This window comes from Streptomyces sp. NPDC058534 (assembly GCF_042717365.1).
GTDB lineage: Bacteria > Actinomycetota > Actinomycetes > Streptomycetales > Streptomycetaceae > Streptomyces.
Genome location: NZ_JBHXNW010000129.1, coordinates 1 through 14,433, shown reverse-complemented (window position 1 = coordinate 14,433; position 14,433 = coordinate 1). Strand labels below are relative to the sequence as shown.

The window sequence follows — 14,433 nt, the reverse complement described above, 5'->3', positions numbered from 1 at the left end:
GAACTGGTCCTCGCCCGGGACAGCGCCTGCTGATCACCCGCCAACCGACCCACCAGGCCAGCACGCCCGAACCCCAATTTTCCCCGAGACCGTTACTCACCGGCGATCAGAGATCAGCGATCAGGCTTCAGGGATCAGCTGCAACCGCTGGTCGAGCCGCAGCCCTCGCAGATGTAGCAGGAACCGGCCCGCTGCATCTTCGTACCGCAGGAGAAGCAGAGCGGGGCGTCCGCCTGGATGCCCAGCTGCATCTCCACCAGTTCGGCGCTGGTGTGCGCCTGCTGCGGGACCGGCTTGACGGCCTCGACCTCGGCCTTCGGCGTGGCGACGGCCTTCAGCTCCTGGGCGCGCGGCGCGGACTGCGCCAGGCCCTCGACGTCGACCTCGTCGTCCGAGGGCTCGTACGAACCCGTCTCCAGGTGGCGCTGACGCTCCTCGGCGGAGTGGATGCCGAGCGCGGAGCGCGTCTCGAAGGGCAGGAAGTCCAGCGCCAGGCGGCGGAAGATGTAGTCGACGATCGACTGCGCCATCCGCACGTCCGGGTCGTCGGTCATGCCGGCCGGCTCGAAGCGCATGTTGGTGAACTTCGAGACGTACGTCTCCAGCGGCACTCCGTACTGGAGGCCGACGGAGACCGCGATGGAGAAGGCGTCCATCATGCCCGCGAGGGTCGAGCCCTGCTTGGACATCTTCAGGAAGACCTCGCCCAGGCCGTCGTCCGGGTAGGAGTTGGCCGTCATGTAGCCCTCGGCGCCGCCCACCGTGAAGGAGGTGGTGATGCCGGGACGACCCTTCGGAAGGCGCTTGCGGACCGGGCGGTACTCGATGACCTTCTCGACGGTCTCGCGGATGGCCGCCTCGGTCTGCTCCGTGACGGCGTCGGTCGCGGACTTCTCCTTCTCCTTGGTCTTGGCGGAGAGGGGCTGGCCCACCTTGCAGTTGTCGCGGTAGATGGCGAGCGCCTTGACGCCCATCTTCCAGGCCTCGAAGTAGACCTCCTCGACGTCCTCGACGGTCGCCGACTCCGGCAGGTTCACCGTCTTGGAGAGCGCGCCGGAGATCCACGGCTGGATGGCGGCCATCATGCGGACGTGGCCCATCGCGGAGATGGAGCGCTCGCCCATGGCGCAGTCGAACACCTCGTAGTGCTCGTGCGCGAGACCGGGGGCGTCGATCACGTTGCCGTTGTCGGCGATGTGGGCGACGATCGCCTCGATCTGCTCCTCCTGGTAGCCCAGGCGGCGCAGGGCCTGCGGGACGGTGCCGTTGACGATCTGCATCGAGCCGCCGCCGACCAGCTTCTTGAACTTGACCAGCGCGAGGTCGGGCTCCAGGCCGGTGGTGTCGCAGGACATCGCCAGACCGATGGTGCCGGTCGGGGCGATGACGGACGCCTGGGAGTTACGGAACCCGTTCTTCTCGCCGAGGCGCAGCACGTCCTGCCAGGCCTCGGTGGCGGCGGCCCAGACCGGCGTGTCCAGGTCGTCCACGCGGACGGCCTTGGTGTTCTCGTCGGAGTGCTGCTTCATGACCCGCAGGTGCGGCGCGGCGTTGCGGGCGTAGCCGTCGTACGGGCCGACGATCGCGGCCAGTTCGGCGGAGCGCCGGTACGACGTGCCGGTCATCAGGGAGGTGATGGCGCCGGCCAGGGCGCGGCCGCCGTCGGAGTCGTACGCGTGGCCGGTCGCCATCAGCAGGGCGCCGAGGTTGGCGTAGCCGATGCCGAGCTGGCGGAAGGCGCGGGTGTTCTCGCCGATCTTCTGGGTCGGGAAGTCCGCGAAGCAGATGGAGATGTCCATCGCGGTGATGACCAGCTCCACGACCTTCGAGAAGCGCTCGGCGTCGAAGGACTGGTGGCCCTTGCCGTCGTCCTTCAGGAACTTCATCAGGTTCAGCGAGGCGAGGTTGCAGGACGTGTTGTCCAGGTGCATGTACTCGCTGCACGGGTTCGAGCCATTGATGCGGCCGGACTCCGGGCACGTGTGCCACTGGTTGATGGTGTCGTCGTACTGGATGCCCGGGTCGGCGCAGGCCCAGGCGGCCTCGGCCATCTTGCGGAAGAGCGACTTGGCGTCGACCTCCTCGATGACCTCGCCGGTCATCCGGGACGTCAGGCCGAACTTGCCGCCGTCCTGGACGGCCTTCATGAACGTGTCGTTCACGCGGACCGAGTTGTTGGCGTTCTGGTACTGGACGGACGTGATGTCGTCGCCGCCCAGGTCCATGTCGAAGCCCGCGTCGCGCAGGGCGCGGATCTTCTCCTCCTCCTTGACCTTGGTCTGGATGAAGTCCTCGATGTCGGGGTGGTCGACGTCGAGGATGACCATCTTGGCGGCGCGGCGGGTGGCACCACCGGACTTGATGGTGCCGGCGGAGGCGTCGGCGCCGCGCATGAAGGAGACCGGCCCGGAGGCGTTGCCGCCGGAGGAGAGCAGCTCCTTGGAGGAGCGGATCCGGGAGAGGTTCAGGCCGGCGCCGGAGCCGCCCTTGAAGATCATGCCCTCTTCCTTGTACCAGTCGAGGATCGACTCCATGGAGTCGTCGACGGACAGGATGAAGCAGGCGGAGACCTGCTGCGGCTGGGGCGTGCCCACGTTGAACCAGACGGGGCTGTTGAAGCTGAAGATCTGGTGCAGGAGAGCGTAGGCCAGCTCGTGCTCGAAGATCTCGGCGTCGGCGGGCGAGGCGAAGTACTTGTTGTCCTCGCCGGCCTTCCGGTACGTCTTCACGATGCGGTCGATGAGCTGCTTCAGGCTCACCTCGCGCTGCGGGGTGCCCACGGCACCCCGGAAGTACTTGCTGGTGACGATGTTGACCGCGTTCACCGACCAGAACTCGGGGAACTCGACGCCACGCTGCTCGAAGTTGACCGAGCCGTCGCGCCAGTTGGTCATGACGACGTCACGACGCTCCCAGGCCACCTCGTCGTAGGGGTGGACGCCGGGAGTGGTGTGGACGCGCTCAACGCGGAGTCCCTTGCCCGCCTTGGTGCCCTTGGCGCGGGAACTCCGTGCCGGACCGCTCGCCGTCTCTGTCATGCCGCCTCCCTGTACGGGCGAAAACGCCCTGAAGTGCCGCGTTTGTTCCCGTGGCACGGTGTTCTGTCTGGTGTCGAGGACATGTCTCACTGCGTCCACGACAGGCCTTTGTGGCTCGCCGCCGTCCGGCCGGGCCCCGGCGCCGAAGCCGGGTCCGGCGCGCCGGTCAGTCGGCGGCGCCGGCGGGCTCGGGGACCTGTGCCGCCCCCGTGGACCCGCGGTCCTTCTCGTTCTCCCGGCTCCCCTCGACGGCCCCGTCGCCGTCGCCGCCGGGGTGTCCCGTCGCCTCCCTGAGCTCCGCGATCGCGGCCTCGAAGTCGTCGAGCGAATTGAACGCCCGGTAGACGGAGGCGAATCGCAGATAGGCGACGAGGTCGAGCTCCTGCAACGGGCCGAGTATGGCCAGCCCCACGTCGTGGGTGGTCAGCTCGGCGCTTCCGGTGGCCCGCACCGCCTCCTCGACCCGCTGGCCGAGCTGGGCGAGCGCGTCCTCGGTGACGGGCCGGCCCTGACAGGCCTTGCGCACACCGTTGATGATCTTCGTGCGGCTGAACGGTTCGGTGACCCCGGACCGCTTCACCACCATGAGCGAGCACGTCTCCACGGTCGTGAACCGACGGGAGCAGTCAGGACACTGGCGGCGCCTGCGGATCGACGTGCCGTCGTCGGTCGTACGACTGTCGACGACACGGCTGTCGGGGTGCCTGCAGAAGGGACAGTGCATGGCTTCCGAACCCTCCTCACAGCAGACTCAATAGCCTCGAAAGGCCCTTCAGGCCCCTCGAAGCAGCCCCCAGCATAGGCGATCGCGGCGAGCTCGAAGACCCGGGGGACCACAACTTATGGGCCGCTGCTGCAATCCAACCACTAGATGTGGGGATTGGCTCATACAAACACGCCCCGCACGCGCGTCGTCTCCGTACGCACACGTCCGCGCCGTGGCGGCGTGTCGCACCCGCGCGCGGCCGCGCCCGCGCACCCGAACGGCCGTATCGCCGGGAGGCATGCGGAGATACCGTGGGCACCGCGCGGAGGGTACGTGGGACTACCGCAACAGATGAGAGCCCCACCCCGTCGAACGGGTCGCCGGATGGCAGACTGGGGCGACATCCCCGAGGTTGTCACCACGGCGGTGAAGAGTACAGCAATGTGCCCTTTTGTCCGTCGGCCAGCGCGGTAGCCATACACCCAGACACACAGTACGAGCGAGCGATTCACGTTTTTTCACTCGAACGTGTGTTTGGCGCAACCTTTCGAAAGCTACTACCGTTGTGCAGCAGGGAGACCATCGAGAGGGGCCGACGTGACCACCACCGCCGACAGTGCCACCATCACTGGCCAGGACCGCCCCCAGGGCCGACCTGAGCCTGCGCACGCGATGAGCGACGCCGCGAATCCCGAGGGACACAAGCGCTCCCTACCGGGCCGACCTCCCGGCATCCGGGCCGACAGCTCGGGACTCACCGACCGCCAGCGCCGGGTGATCGAGGTCATCCGCGACTCCGTGCAGCGCCGCGGATACCCGCCGTCGATGCGGGAGATCGGGCAGGCCGTCGGTCTCTCCAGCACCTCCTCCGTCGCGCACCAGCTGATGGCGCTGGAGCGCAAGGGCTTCCTGCGCCGCGACCCGCACCGCCCGCGCGCCTACGAGGTGCGCGGCTCCGACCAGGCCGCCACCGTGCAGCCCACGGACACCGCAGGAAAGCCGGCCGCGTCGTACGTCCCGCTCGTCGGCCGCATCGCCGCCGGTGGCCCGATCCTCGCCGAGGAGTCCGTCGAGGACGTCTTCCCGCTCCCCCGGCAGCTGGTCGGCGACGGCGAGCTGTTCGTCCTCAAGGTGGTCGGCGACTCGATGATCGAGGCCGCCATCTGCGACGGCGACTGGGTCACGGTCCGCCGCCAGCCGGTCGCCGAGAACGGCGACATCGTCGCCGCGATGCTCGACGGTGAGGCCACCGTCAAGCGCTTCAAGCGCGAGGACGGCCACGTCTGGCTGCTCCCGCACAACTCGGCCTACGAGCCGATCCCCGGTGACGACGCGACCATCCTCGGCAAGGTGGTGGCCGTACTGCGTCGCGTCTGAGCGCCACGGCGGGCGGGCACGCCACGACAGCGCCCCGCCGACCCGACCGGGCCCCGGAACCTCTGCGCCGGTTCCGGGGCCCAGCGCTGTGCGGAGCCCCGCGCTGGGCGGGGCCTGTCGCTGTGCGCGGGCCGGCGCTCATGCACCTTCCGTCTCCCGTGCCTTCGCGTCGATGGCGGCGAGGGACCTGCGGACCTGGTTGCGGTCGGTGGTGAACCAGAAGTCGGGCAGGGACGCCTTCAGATAGCTTCCGTACCGGGCCGTCGCCAGCCGCTGGTCCAGTACGGCGACCACCCCGCGATCGCCCGACGCCCGCACGAGCCGGCCCGCGCCCTGCGCCATCAGCAGGGCCGCGTGCGTGGCGGCGACCGCCATGAAGCCGTTGCCCCCGGCCTCCTCCACCGCCTTCTGGCGCGCGCTCATCAGCGGGTCGTCCGGACGCGGGAAGGGGATCTTGTCCATGACGACCAGCTGGCAGCTGGACCCGGGGACGTCGACGCCCTGCCACAGCGACAGTGTGCCGAAGAGACAGGTCGCGGGGTCGGCCGCGAAGTTCTTGATCAGCTCGCCCAGGGTCTCCTCGCCCTGGAGGAGGATCGGGTACTCCGGGATGCGGGAGCGCAGCTCCTCGGCGGCCAGCTGGGCGGCGCGCATCGAGGAGAACAGCCCCAGGGTGCGGCCGCCTGCGGCCTGGATCAGCTCCGTCAGCTCGTCGAGCATGTCGCCACGGTCGCCGTCGCGCGCGGGCCGGGCCAGGTGCTTGGCGACGTAGAGGATGCCCTGCTTGCGGTAGTCGAAGGGCGAGCCGACGTCGACGCCCTTCCACTGGGGCACGTCGTCGCCCTCGGTGCCCTCGGGTGCGAGGCCGAGAGAGGCCCCGACCCCGTTGAAGTCCCCGCCCAGTTTCAGGGTCGCCGAGGTCAGGACGACCGAGCGGTCGGTGAAGAGCTTCTCGCGCAGCAGGCCCGCGACGGACATCGGAGCGACCCGCAAAGACGCACCGAACCGGTCGTGTCGCTCGTACCAGACGACGTCCCACTCGGAGCCGTTCGTGATGCGCTCCGCCACGTCGTGCACGGCCTCGACGGAGGCCAGGGCCTGCTTGCGGACCGCGTCCTCGTCCTGCACGGACTTGTCGCGGGTGGCTCCGATGGCCGAGATGACCGTGCGGCAGGCGTCCCGCAGCGCCATCAGGGCGTAGCCGAGGTCCTCCGGGATCTCCTCCAGGCGGCCCGGCAGCGCCAGCTCCATCAGCCGCTCGAAGCCCTCGGCGGCCGTCTGGAGCTGGTCGGCGGCCTTCTCGTTGGCCAGCTTCGCGGCGCGGCGCACGGCGCGGTTGACCTGGCCGGGGGTCAGCTCGCCGGTGGCGACGCCGGTGACGCGGGAGACCAGCTCGTGCGCCTCGTCGACGATCAGCACCTCGTGCTGCGGAAGGACGGGGGCGCCCTCGATGGCGTCGATCGCGAGCAGGGCGTGGTTGGTGACGACGACGTCGGCGAGCTTGGCGCGCTCGCGGGCCATCTCGGCGAAGCACTCGGCGCCGTAGGCGCACTTCGTGGCGCCCAGACACTCCCGGGAGGAGACCGACACCTGGGACCAGGCCCGGTCGGAGACGCCCGGCGTGAGGTTGTCGCGGTCGCCGGTCTCGGTCTCGTCGGCCCAGTCGCGCATCCGCAGCAGGTCCTGGCCCAGCTTGCTGGTGGGGGCGGCGGCCTCGAACTGGTCGAAGAGGCCCTCCTCCTCGTCCTGCGGGGCGCCCTCGTGCAGCCGGTGCAGGCACAGGTAGTTCGACCGGCCCTTGAGCATCGCGAACTCCGGGCGGCGGCGCAGCTGGGGGTGGAGTGCGTCGACCGTGCGGGGCAGGTCGCGCTCGACCAGCTGACGCTGGAGGGCCAGCGTCGCGGTGGCCACGACGACCCTCTCCCCGTGCGCCAGCGCGGGCACCAGGTAGCCCAGGGACTTTCCGGTGCCGGTGCCGGCCTGGGCCAGCAGATGGGAGCCGCCGTCGATGGCTTCCTCGACGGCTTCGGCCATGGCCACCTGGCCGGGACGCTCCGTGCCGCCGACGGCGGTGACAGCGGCGTGCAGGAGTTCGGGGAGTGAGGGCTTCGTCATAGCGCGACCACCCTACGACCCGGCACTGACAATCGCGTGGGCAAGGCGGGTTCGAGGGACGGGAGAGGCGAAGGGAGGGGCTGGGGGGACAGGTGAGGCAAGGGTGTCTCCGGGACGGGCGACTGGTCGGCGGGAGGATGGGGGCCGGGGGGAGCGGGCCGGCGCGTCACGGTGACTCGCGCGGCGCCCGTTCGCGGACCATGAGGGCGGCCCGCTTGCCGGGCAGGTCGACCTCGACGGAATACCGGTATCCCGCGCCGAGGAACGCCGCGACGGAGGGCGCGTTGCGGACGTCGGGTTCGGCGAGGACCCGCGTGCAGGCGGGCCGCGCGGCTAGGACGAGGTCGGTGACGGCCCGGATCTGCGTGGTCCCGATGCCCTGCCCCCGGTCGGAGTCGTCGCCGATCAGAAGGTGGATGCCGGTGTCCTGCGGCCGGACGGGACAGTACCGGGCCAGCGGGTCGAGGTCGGCCCGGTAGATCTCCCAGTAGCTCATCGGCACACCGTCGAGCACTCCGACGCACGGGACACTGCGTCCGTCGCCGGTGAGCTGGGCCCGTACGTGGTCCTCCGTCACGCTCGGCGGCCCGGTGAGTTCCCAGTACGCGGCGACGGCGGGGTCGTTCATCCAGCGGGCGATGAGCGGAACGTCCCGCTCGGCGTGGACGGGCACCAGGTGGAACGCGCCCGCTGGGGTGTCGGCCGGGCCCCAGTCGGCGACCCGGCCGAGCAGGTCGTCCCCCGCCTTCCCGTAGAGGGCGACGAACTCCGCGGGAAGGTGCAGGTCGAGGGTGTCGTCGGCACTCGCGTCGGTGGAAACCAAGGGTTCGCTCTCTCGGGGACGGAGGGGCTGGAGACGGGGCGGCGCGCTGCTCAGGCGCGCAGTGGGTTGGCGATGGTGACGTAGACGGACTGGGTGTCCACCGGGCCGACGAGTTCGTCGAGTCCGCGCAGCCGGGTCAGCAGGTTCGCCTTGCAGCGCAGGACGGGCGAGTCGAGCAGGTGCGCCGGAAGTGAACCGCCCAGCGGGGCGGAACCCGAGGCCGACCCGCCCAGGAAACGGCGGAAGGCGGCGAGCAGCAGTCCCTCGTCGGCGAGGCGCTGGGAGCCGAAGGCACCGATGAGCCCGAACACGTTGTTCACAGCGAGGTAGTACGCGAAGCGCTCGTCGGTGACCGCGTCGGTGACGAACGTGTCGCTCCGCTCGCCGATGCCGGGCAGTCGGGCGTCGAGTACCGCGCGGTGCGACTCCCGGAAGTAGTAGCCCTGGTTGTCGCGGTAGCGGCCGCCTGCGGGCCAGCCGTCGGCGTCCAGCAGGAGGAGCGTGTTCTGCTGGTGCGCCTCCAAGGCGATCCCCGCGTGGGCGTCCAGCCACAGGACGGGACGGACGACGTGGTGGAGATAGCGCAGGAACCACTCGGCGGCGACGGCCCCGCGCGTGCGGCCGGTCCGCCGGGCGAGTCGTGTGACGAGACCGGCCAGGCGGGAGCGGGTGGCGTCGGCGTCGGAAGCCTCCGGCCCGTCGGAACCGTCCTCCCGCGCGTGCGGCAGCGGTGCGACGAGACCGGCCACGCAGGAGACGTCGTCCGAGGGCCGGAAGGGGTTGTGCCGGACGACCACGTCGAGTCCGCGCACGGGCCTGCCGTCCGGCCCGTCGACGGCGAGCCAGGCCGGGTCGCGGACGATGTCGAAGTCCGGGTGGACGGCCTGCCACTGGCGGGACAGTCCGCCGCGCAGCAGACGGTGGACCTCGACGCCGCGGTGGAGTTCCTTGCGGAGGTTCTCGCGCCGCGAGTTGGTGATGTGCAGGGCCAGCGAGAGCTTGAGCATGGCGGGGGCGCCGGTGCGGTGGACGGTCCGGAGCGAGGATGTGGGATGCCATGGGGCGCCCTGGGCACCGAGGTCCCTGAGCAGCCCGGCGTCCAGCAGCGCGGCGGTCCCGGGCCGGTGCTGTACGGCGCGGAACTGCCAGGGGTGCAGCGGCAGGAGCGCGTATCCGTCCGGGGGCGCCGGCCCGTCCGCGGCCAGGCGTGCGGTGAGGTCGGGCGCGGTGACCCGGCGGCCGCGCTCGGTCCAGGCCGAGTCGGTGGCGAGCACGGACGGGGCGACGGCCACCCAGTGCAGGGGGAAGGAGCCGCGCAGTTCGGGTGAGTACCGCCGGGCCTCCGCCTCGGTGAGGCCCTCACGACTCTTGGGGGTGGGATGCAGCGGGTGCCCGAGGAGGAGCGCCTGCTCGGCGGCGAGGAACAGGTCGTTGCCCGCTTCGGCCGCGGAACCGCCGTCGGGGCTTGCCTCACGGTCGCGGAGGAATACGGCGGTACGGCGGACGGAGTCGGCCACGCGCGCGACAAGTTCGGTGCCGTCGGGCCCCGGGTCGCCGGACGACTCCCGCGCGAGCAGCGCGGCGAGCGTGACCGCGTCCACGGGCGGCGCCGGGGCCGGGGCGCCGACCAGCCGCGGAAGGCCGAAGCGGTGCCGTCCGGTCGGGGACCGGTAGAGGACGGGAACGGCCAGGGCGGTACCGCAGGCCGGGAGCGGGATGTGCAGGACCCCGTCGTCCGGAGCGTCCAGGCCGGCCTCGCGGACCCAGCAGCGGAGCAGGTTCTCGACGGTCGCCGCCTGGGCCACGGCGTGGTGGCCGGGCGCCGGAACAGCAGGCGTTGCCGGAACAGCAGGCGGTGCCGCAACGGCGGGCGTTGCCGGAACAGCAGGCGTTGCCTGCACCGCAGCCGTTGCCGGAGCGGCCGCGGTCGCCGGTCTCGGAGCGGGGACCGTCCTCGTGGCGAGTGCCGCCGGTGGGGTGGCGGGCGGCCGGGTACCGGTCGGCTCGGCGGGGCTCGGCTCGGGTGTGGGGGTGGTGTGCAACGCGGTCCTCGTGACGTGCGGGAGTGGGGCGGCGGGTCTCAGCGCGCGGCGTGCGCCCGGTGGGGTGGGCCGTGGTCGCCGCGGCCCCGTTCCACCGCCTGCACGGCGTCGGCGAGGCGGTCCAGGACCGCCGACGTCTGCTCCTCGGTGACGATCAGGGGCGGCAGCAGTCGCACGACGTTCCTGGTCGGACCGGTCAGGTCCACGATCAACCCGCGCCGCAGACACTCCCGTTGGACGGCGGCGGCGAGTTCGCTCGGGGTGTAGCGGCGGCCGCCGCGGTCAGGGGCCTCGCACGCACCGCCCGGCGCCGTCAGCTCCATGCCGATCAGCAGTCCGCGCCCTCGCACGGCCCCGACACACGCGAACTCCTCGGCCAGGCCGCGCAGTCGGGACAGTATCCGGTCACCCAGGGCGGCGGCGTGCCCGGCGAGGCGGTGTTCGCGGACGTGGGCGAGGGTCGCCGCGCCCGCGGCCAGGGCGAGTTGGTTGCCGCGGAAGGCTGCGGCCCCGGGCGCTCCGGCGTGCCCTCCGTCCAGGTCGGCGCGGTGGACCACCGCGGCCAGCGGCAGGCTGCCGCCGATCGCCCTGGAGAGGACCAGCACGTCGGGGGTGACTCCGCTGTGCTCGACCGCCCAGAAGGCACCGGTCCGGCCGACGCCCGTCTCGGTCTCGTCGGCGATGAGCGGAACGGACCCTTCGGCCGTGATCCGCCGCAGGTCGCGCAGCCAGGGGTCGGGGACGGGCAGTACGCCGTCCTCGCCGCGTATCGGTTCGAGGAGCACTCCGGCGGGCGGTTCACCGGCGTCGGCCGGGCAGCACGCCGTGGCGTCCGCCGCGTGGTGGGCGCCGGTGAGGGTGACGATCCGGGTGCGGCCGGTGGCGGCGCGGGCCAGGGCGACGGCGGTGGCGACCGGGTCGGTTCCGCCCGGTCCGCAGAAGCGCACGCGCGCGTGGTCGGCGAGGCCTGGCGGCAGGGTGCGCAGCAGTTCGGTGACGAAGGCGTCTTCGACCGGGGTGGTGAGGCCCATGACCTGCAAGGGAGCGCCCGAGTCGAGAACCCTGCGGATCGCCTCCAGCACGACGGGGTGGTTGTGTCCCAGGGCCAGGGACCCCGCTCCCGAGGCACAGTCGAGGTAGCGGCGGCCGTCGGCGTCCTCGATGGTCAGTCCCCGGGCCCGCACGGGCACGACCGGCAGGGCGCGCGCGTAGGTACGCGCCGCGGTCTCGCGCGCCGGCTGACGCCGCGGAGCGCCCCCGCCTTCGGGCCGGGCACACTCGCGCACGGCACTCCCGCCGCCGGCCGCGATCACCTCGTACGCGGATTCCGCCACGGCTTCCCCCCACCTCCCGCTGTCCGGACGCGATCCGTCGTGCCGGGCTCGTCGTCGGCACGGAGGAACACACCGGACCCGACGGCGGACCCGACGGCGGACCTCCACCGCTAGCAACCGCGGCGCGTGCCGGGGGTTACGGGTTGCCCGAAGATCCTTGCCGGCCGGGCGGCTGTGTCCGAACCGTTGCCGTTCCGTCGGAACTCCCCCACAGGCGCCGCATAGTGTGTGGTCCCGTTCCAGGTCGCCGCCGCTCCGCGGAGTTCGGGAAGTCCGGGAGACCGGGCCAGGGCGCCGGAGCGGCCGGCGCGGCACCACGTTCGTTCACAGCAGGGGGAGTCAACACCATGCGATCCATACGTCCGTCGTTCACCATGCGCGGAAAGGGGCGCGGACGGCGCGGGGGCTCCTCCGCGGCCGCTGTGGCGCTCGTCTCGGCGCTCGCGCTCACCGCCACGGCGTGCGAGTCCGGGGAGCCGGAGGCGGGCGGCGACGCCTCGGCCTCCGCGACGGCCGCGGACGACGGCAACAGCGGGATCCGGATCCCGGACCACATCAAGGACAAGCTCAAGGAACGCGGGATCGACGTCGACGACTGGAAGAACGGCGCCTGGAAGGACTGGAGCAAGGACGACTGGCTGCGCGAGGCGCAGGACTTCGTCAACCCGATCATCGCGGGCCTGTGGGACCCGGACCGCATGCGGGACGCCGAGGAGCCGGGCAAGGAGGTCGACGACAACGACCTCTCGGGTGACCAGGGCGTCACCGACCCGGAGCCGGCGCCCGTCGAGGCACGGGCCGTCGAGCCCAAGTACCACGACAACGCCGCCACCGCGGGCAAGGTGCTCTTCGACTCCCCCGCGGGCTCGATGGTCTGCTCGGCGACCGTGGTGAAGGACCCGGCCAACCCCGGCAAGTCCAACCTGGTCTGGACGGCGGGCCACTGTGTGCACGCCGGCAAGAAGGGCGGCTGGTACCGCAACATCGCCTTCGTGCCGTCGTACAACGACGCCGGCAAGTCGGCCGAGCAGCTGCAGAACGCCACCAAGGAGGAGGTCGCTCCCTACGGCGTCTGGTGGGGCGACTGGGCGCAGACCTCGGACCAGTGGATCGAGCAGGGCGGTGCGACGGGCGGTGACGGGGCCTCGTACGACTACGCCGTCATCCATGTGACGCCGGAGAAGGGCAGCGGCGGCAAGTCGCTGGAGGAGACGGTCGGCGCCGCGCTGCCGGTGGACTTCGACGCGCCCGCGGTGCCCGAGGTCGAGAACATCGAGGCGACCGGCTACCCGGCCGCGCCGCCGTACGACGGTCAGAAGCTGTACCAGTGCCAGGACAAGCCCGGGCGGCTGTCCATCAACGCCGCCGACCCGACGATGTACCGCATCGGCTGCACCATGACCGGCGGCTCGTCCGGCGGCGGCTGGGTCGCGACCGGTTCCGACGGCAAGCCGGCGCTGGTGTCCAACACCTCGATCGGCCCGGTGACGGCCGGCTGGCTGGCCGGTCCGCGGCTGGACAAGGGTGCCAAGGGCGTGCTCGACGCGGTGAGCGGCAAGTTCGCCGGCCAGTGAGCGCGGCCCGTACCCCGCGCTGAATCAGCAGGACGGTGGGGTGCGACGGGCCGAGGCCCGGCGCCCCACCGCGCGTTCCATCGCTTACACAAGTTCACTTACACAGGTTCACTTACACACGTTCCAACGGGGGTCGTCCCAGCATGCGTTCCACACCCATGTCCGCCGCGCCACGGCGCGCGCGGCGCACCGCACTCGCCGCCGCCGGTCTCGTCACCGCGCTGGCGCTCACCGCCACCGCCTGCGGCGGCTCGGAGCAGGACGAGGCCGACGCCAAGCCGAGCGGTGGCACCTCGCAGGCCGCCGACGCCGGTGACACCGGTGGCGGCGAGGGCGGTCTGCCGGCCGGTGTCGCGGACCGGCTCAAGGAGCAGGGCATCGACGTCGACCGGTGGAAGGACGGCGGCTGGAAGAACTGGGACAAGGACAAGTGGCTCACCGAGGCCAAGGACTTCGTCAACCCGGTGATCGAGGGCCTGTGGAAGCCTGACCGGATGAAGTCCGCCAAGGAGGCCGACAAGACCGTCACCACCAAGGACGCGTCCGCCGACCAGGGCGCCACCGACCCGGAGCCGGCCCCGGTGGAGGCCGTCGCCGAGAAGACGCCGTACCACGAGAACGCCGCCCCGGTGGGCAAGGTCTTCTTCGACTCGCCCGAGGGCTCGATGGTCTGCTCGGGCACCGTCATCAAGGACGTCAACCACCCGGGCAAGTCCAACCTGGTGTGGACGGCGGGCCACTGCGTGCACGCCGGCGGCAGCGGTGGCTGGTACCGCAACATCGCCTTCGTGCCGTCGTACAACGACCTCGGCAAGTCCGAGGCACAGCTGGCCGATGCGACGACCACCGAGATGGCGCCGTACGGCACCTGGTGGGCCAACTGGGCGTCGACCTCCAGCCAGTGGATCCAGGGCGGTTCGGAGAACGGCGGCGACGGGGCCGCGTACGACTACTCCGTGCTGCACGTGAAGCCCGAGCAGGGGAGCAAGTCCCTGGAGGAGACGGTCGGTGCCGCGCTGGAGGTGGACTTCTCCGCCCCGTCCGCGACCGAGGTGCCCAGCATGGGCGCCTGGGGCTATCCGGCCGCGGCGCCGTACAACGGGCTGAAGATGTTCAAGTGCGTCGACCGGCCCGGCCGGCTGTCGCTGAGCCCGTCGCTGCCGACGATGTACCGCATCGGCTGCACCATGACCGGCGGCTCGTCCGGCGGCGGCTGGTTCCGGGTGGTGGACGGCGAGACCAAGCTGGTCTCGAACACCTCGATCGGCCCGCTGGAGAACACCTGGCTGGCGGGTCCGCAACTGGGCCCGGACGCCCAGGCGATGTACCAGAACATGAGCAAGACGTACGGCGGTCAGTGACGGCGCGCCTGCGGGGGCACTGGCCCCGGCCGGCCGAAGGCCCGCCTCCGCGACGTGCGGGGG

At 71.6% G+C, this 14,433-nt stretch carries 9 protein-coding genes; 3 read left to right on the top strand and 6 right to left on the bottom strand.

Annotated elements, in window-relative coordinates; genetic code table 11:
• Positions 1–134: 134 nt before the first annotated feature.
• Together ACFWR9_RS41020 and nrdR are read right to left on the bottom strand one after the other, a co-directional pair.
• On the bottom strand, positions 135–3,038 hold the full coding sequence (locus ACFWR9_RS41020; RefSeq protein ID WP_383852301.1) for a vitamin B12-dependent ribonucleotide reductase: 2,904 nt from the start codon (positions 3,036–3,038) through the stop codon (positions 135–137).
• Positions 3,039–3,204: 166 nt separating this feature from the next.
• Positions 3,205–3,762, bottom strand: a complete 558-nt coding sequence (gene nrdR, locus ACFWR9_RS41015) for a transcriptional regulator NrdR (RefSeq protein WP_383852299.1) — start codon at positions 3,760–3,762, stop codon at positions 3,205–3,207.
• Positions 3,763–4,341: 579 nt separating this feature from the next.
• Here nrdR and lexA point away from each other — a divergent pair.
• Positions 4,342–5,121: a transcriptional repressor LexA gene (gene lexA, locus ACFWR9_RS41010; protein WP_383852296.1), complete on the top strand. Its 780-nt coding sequence runs from the start codon at positions 4,342–4,344 to the stop codon at positions 5,119–5,121.
• A gap of 138 nt (positions 5,122–5,259) precedes the next feature.
• Here the strand turns inward: lexA and ACFWR9_RS41005 are convergent, their stop codons facing one another.
• From ACFWR9_RS41005 to ACFWR9_RS40990, 4 genes are all read right to left on the bottom strand, one after another.
• Positions 5,260–7,236 carry an ATP-dependent DNA helicase gene (locus ACFWR9_RS41005; RefSeq protein WP_383852293.1) on the bottom strand — a complete coding sequence of 659 codons (1,977 nt, stop codon included), beginning with the start codon at positions 7,234–7,236 and terminating at the stop codon, positions 5,260–5,262.
• A 166-nt stretch (positions 7,237–7,402) separates the two neighbouring features.
• The gene (locus ACFWR9_RS41000) at positions 7,403–8,059 is read right to left on the bottom strand and encodes a GNAT family N-acetyltransferase (protein WP_383852291.1); all 657 of its coding nucleotides are present in this window, start codon (positions 8,057–8,059) and stop codon (positions 7,403–7,405) included.
• A gap of 50 nt (positions 8,060–8,109) precedes the next feature.
• The gene (locus ACFWR9_RS40995; RefSeq protein WP_383852289.1) at positions 8,110–10,101 is read right to left on the bottom strand and encodes an IucA/IucC family protein; all 1,992 of its coding nucleotides are present in this window, start codon (positions 10,099–10,101) and stop codon (positions 8,110–8,112) included.
• A gap of 38 nt (positions 10,102–10,139) precedes the next feature.
• Positions 10,140–11,435, bottom strand: coding sequence for an aminotransferase class III-fold pyridoxal phosphate-dependent enzyme (locus tag ACFWR9_RS40990; RefSeq protein ID WP_383852286.1), 1,296 nt, complete (start codon positions 11,433–11,435; stop codon positions 10,140–10,142).
• Positions 11,436–11,782: 347 nt separating this feature from the next.
• On the opposite strand from ACFWR9_RS40990, the gene ACFWR9_RS40985 reads away from it, so the two are divergent.
• Positions 11,783–13,009 carry a trypsin-like serine peptidase gene (locus tag ACFWR9_RS40985; protein WP_383852284.1) on the top strand — a complete coding sequence of 409 codons (1,227 nt, stop codon included), beginning with the start codon at positions 11,783–11,785 and terminating at the stop codon, positions 13,007–13,009.
• A gap of 143 nt (positions 13,010–13,152) precedes the next feature.
• Positions 13,153–14,370, top strand: a complete 1,218-nt coding sequence (locus ACFWR9_RS40980; protein WP_383852281.1) for a trypsin-like serine peptidase — start codon at positions 13,153–13,155, stop codon at positions 14,368–14,370.
• Positions 14,371–14,433: the final 63 nt, after the last annotated feature.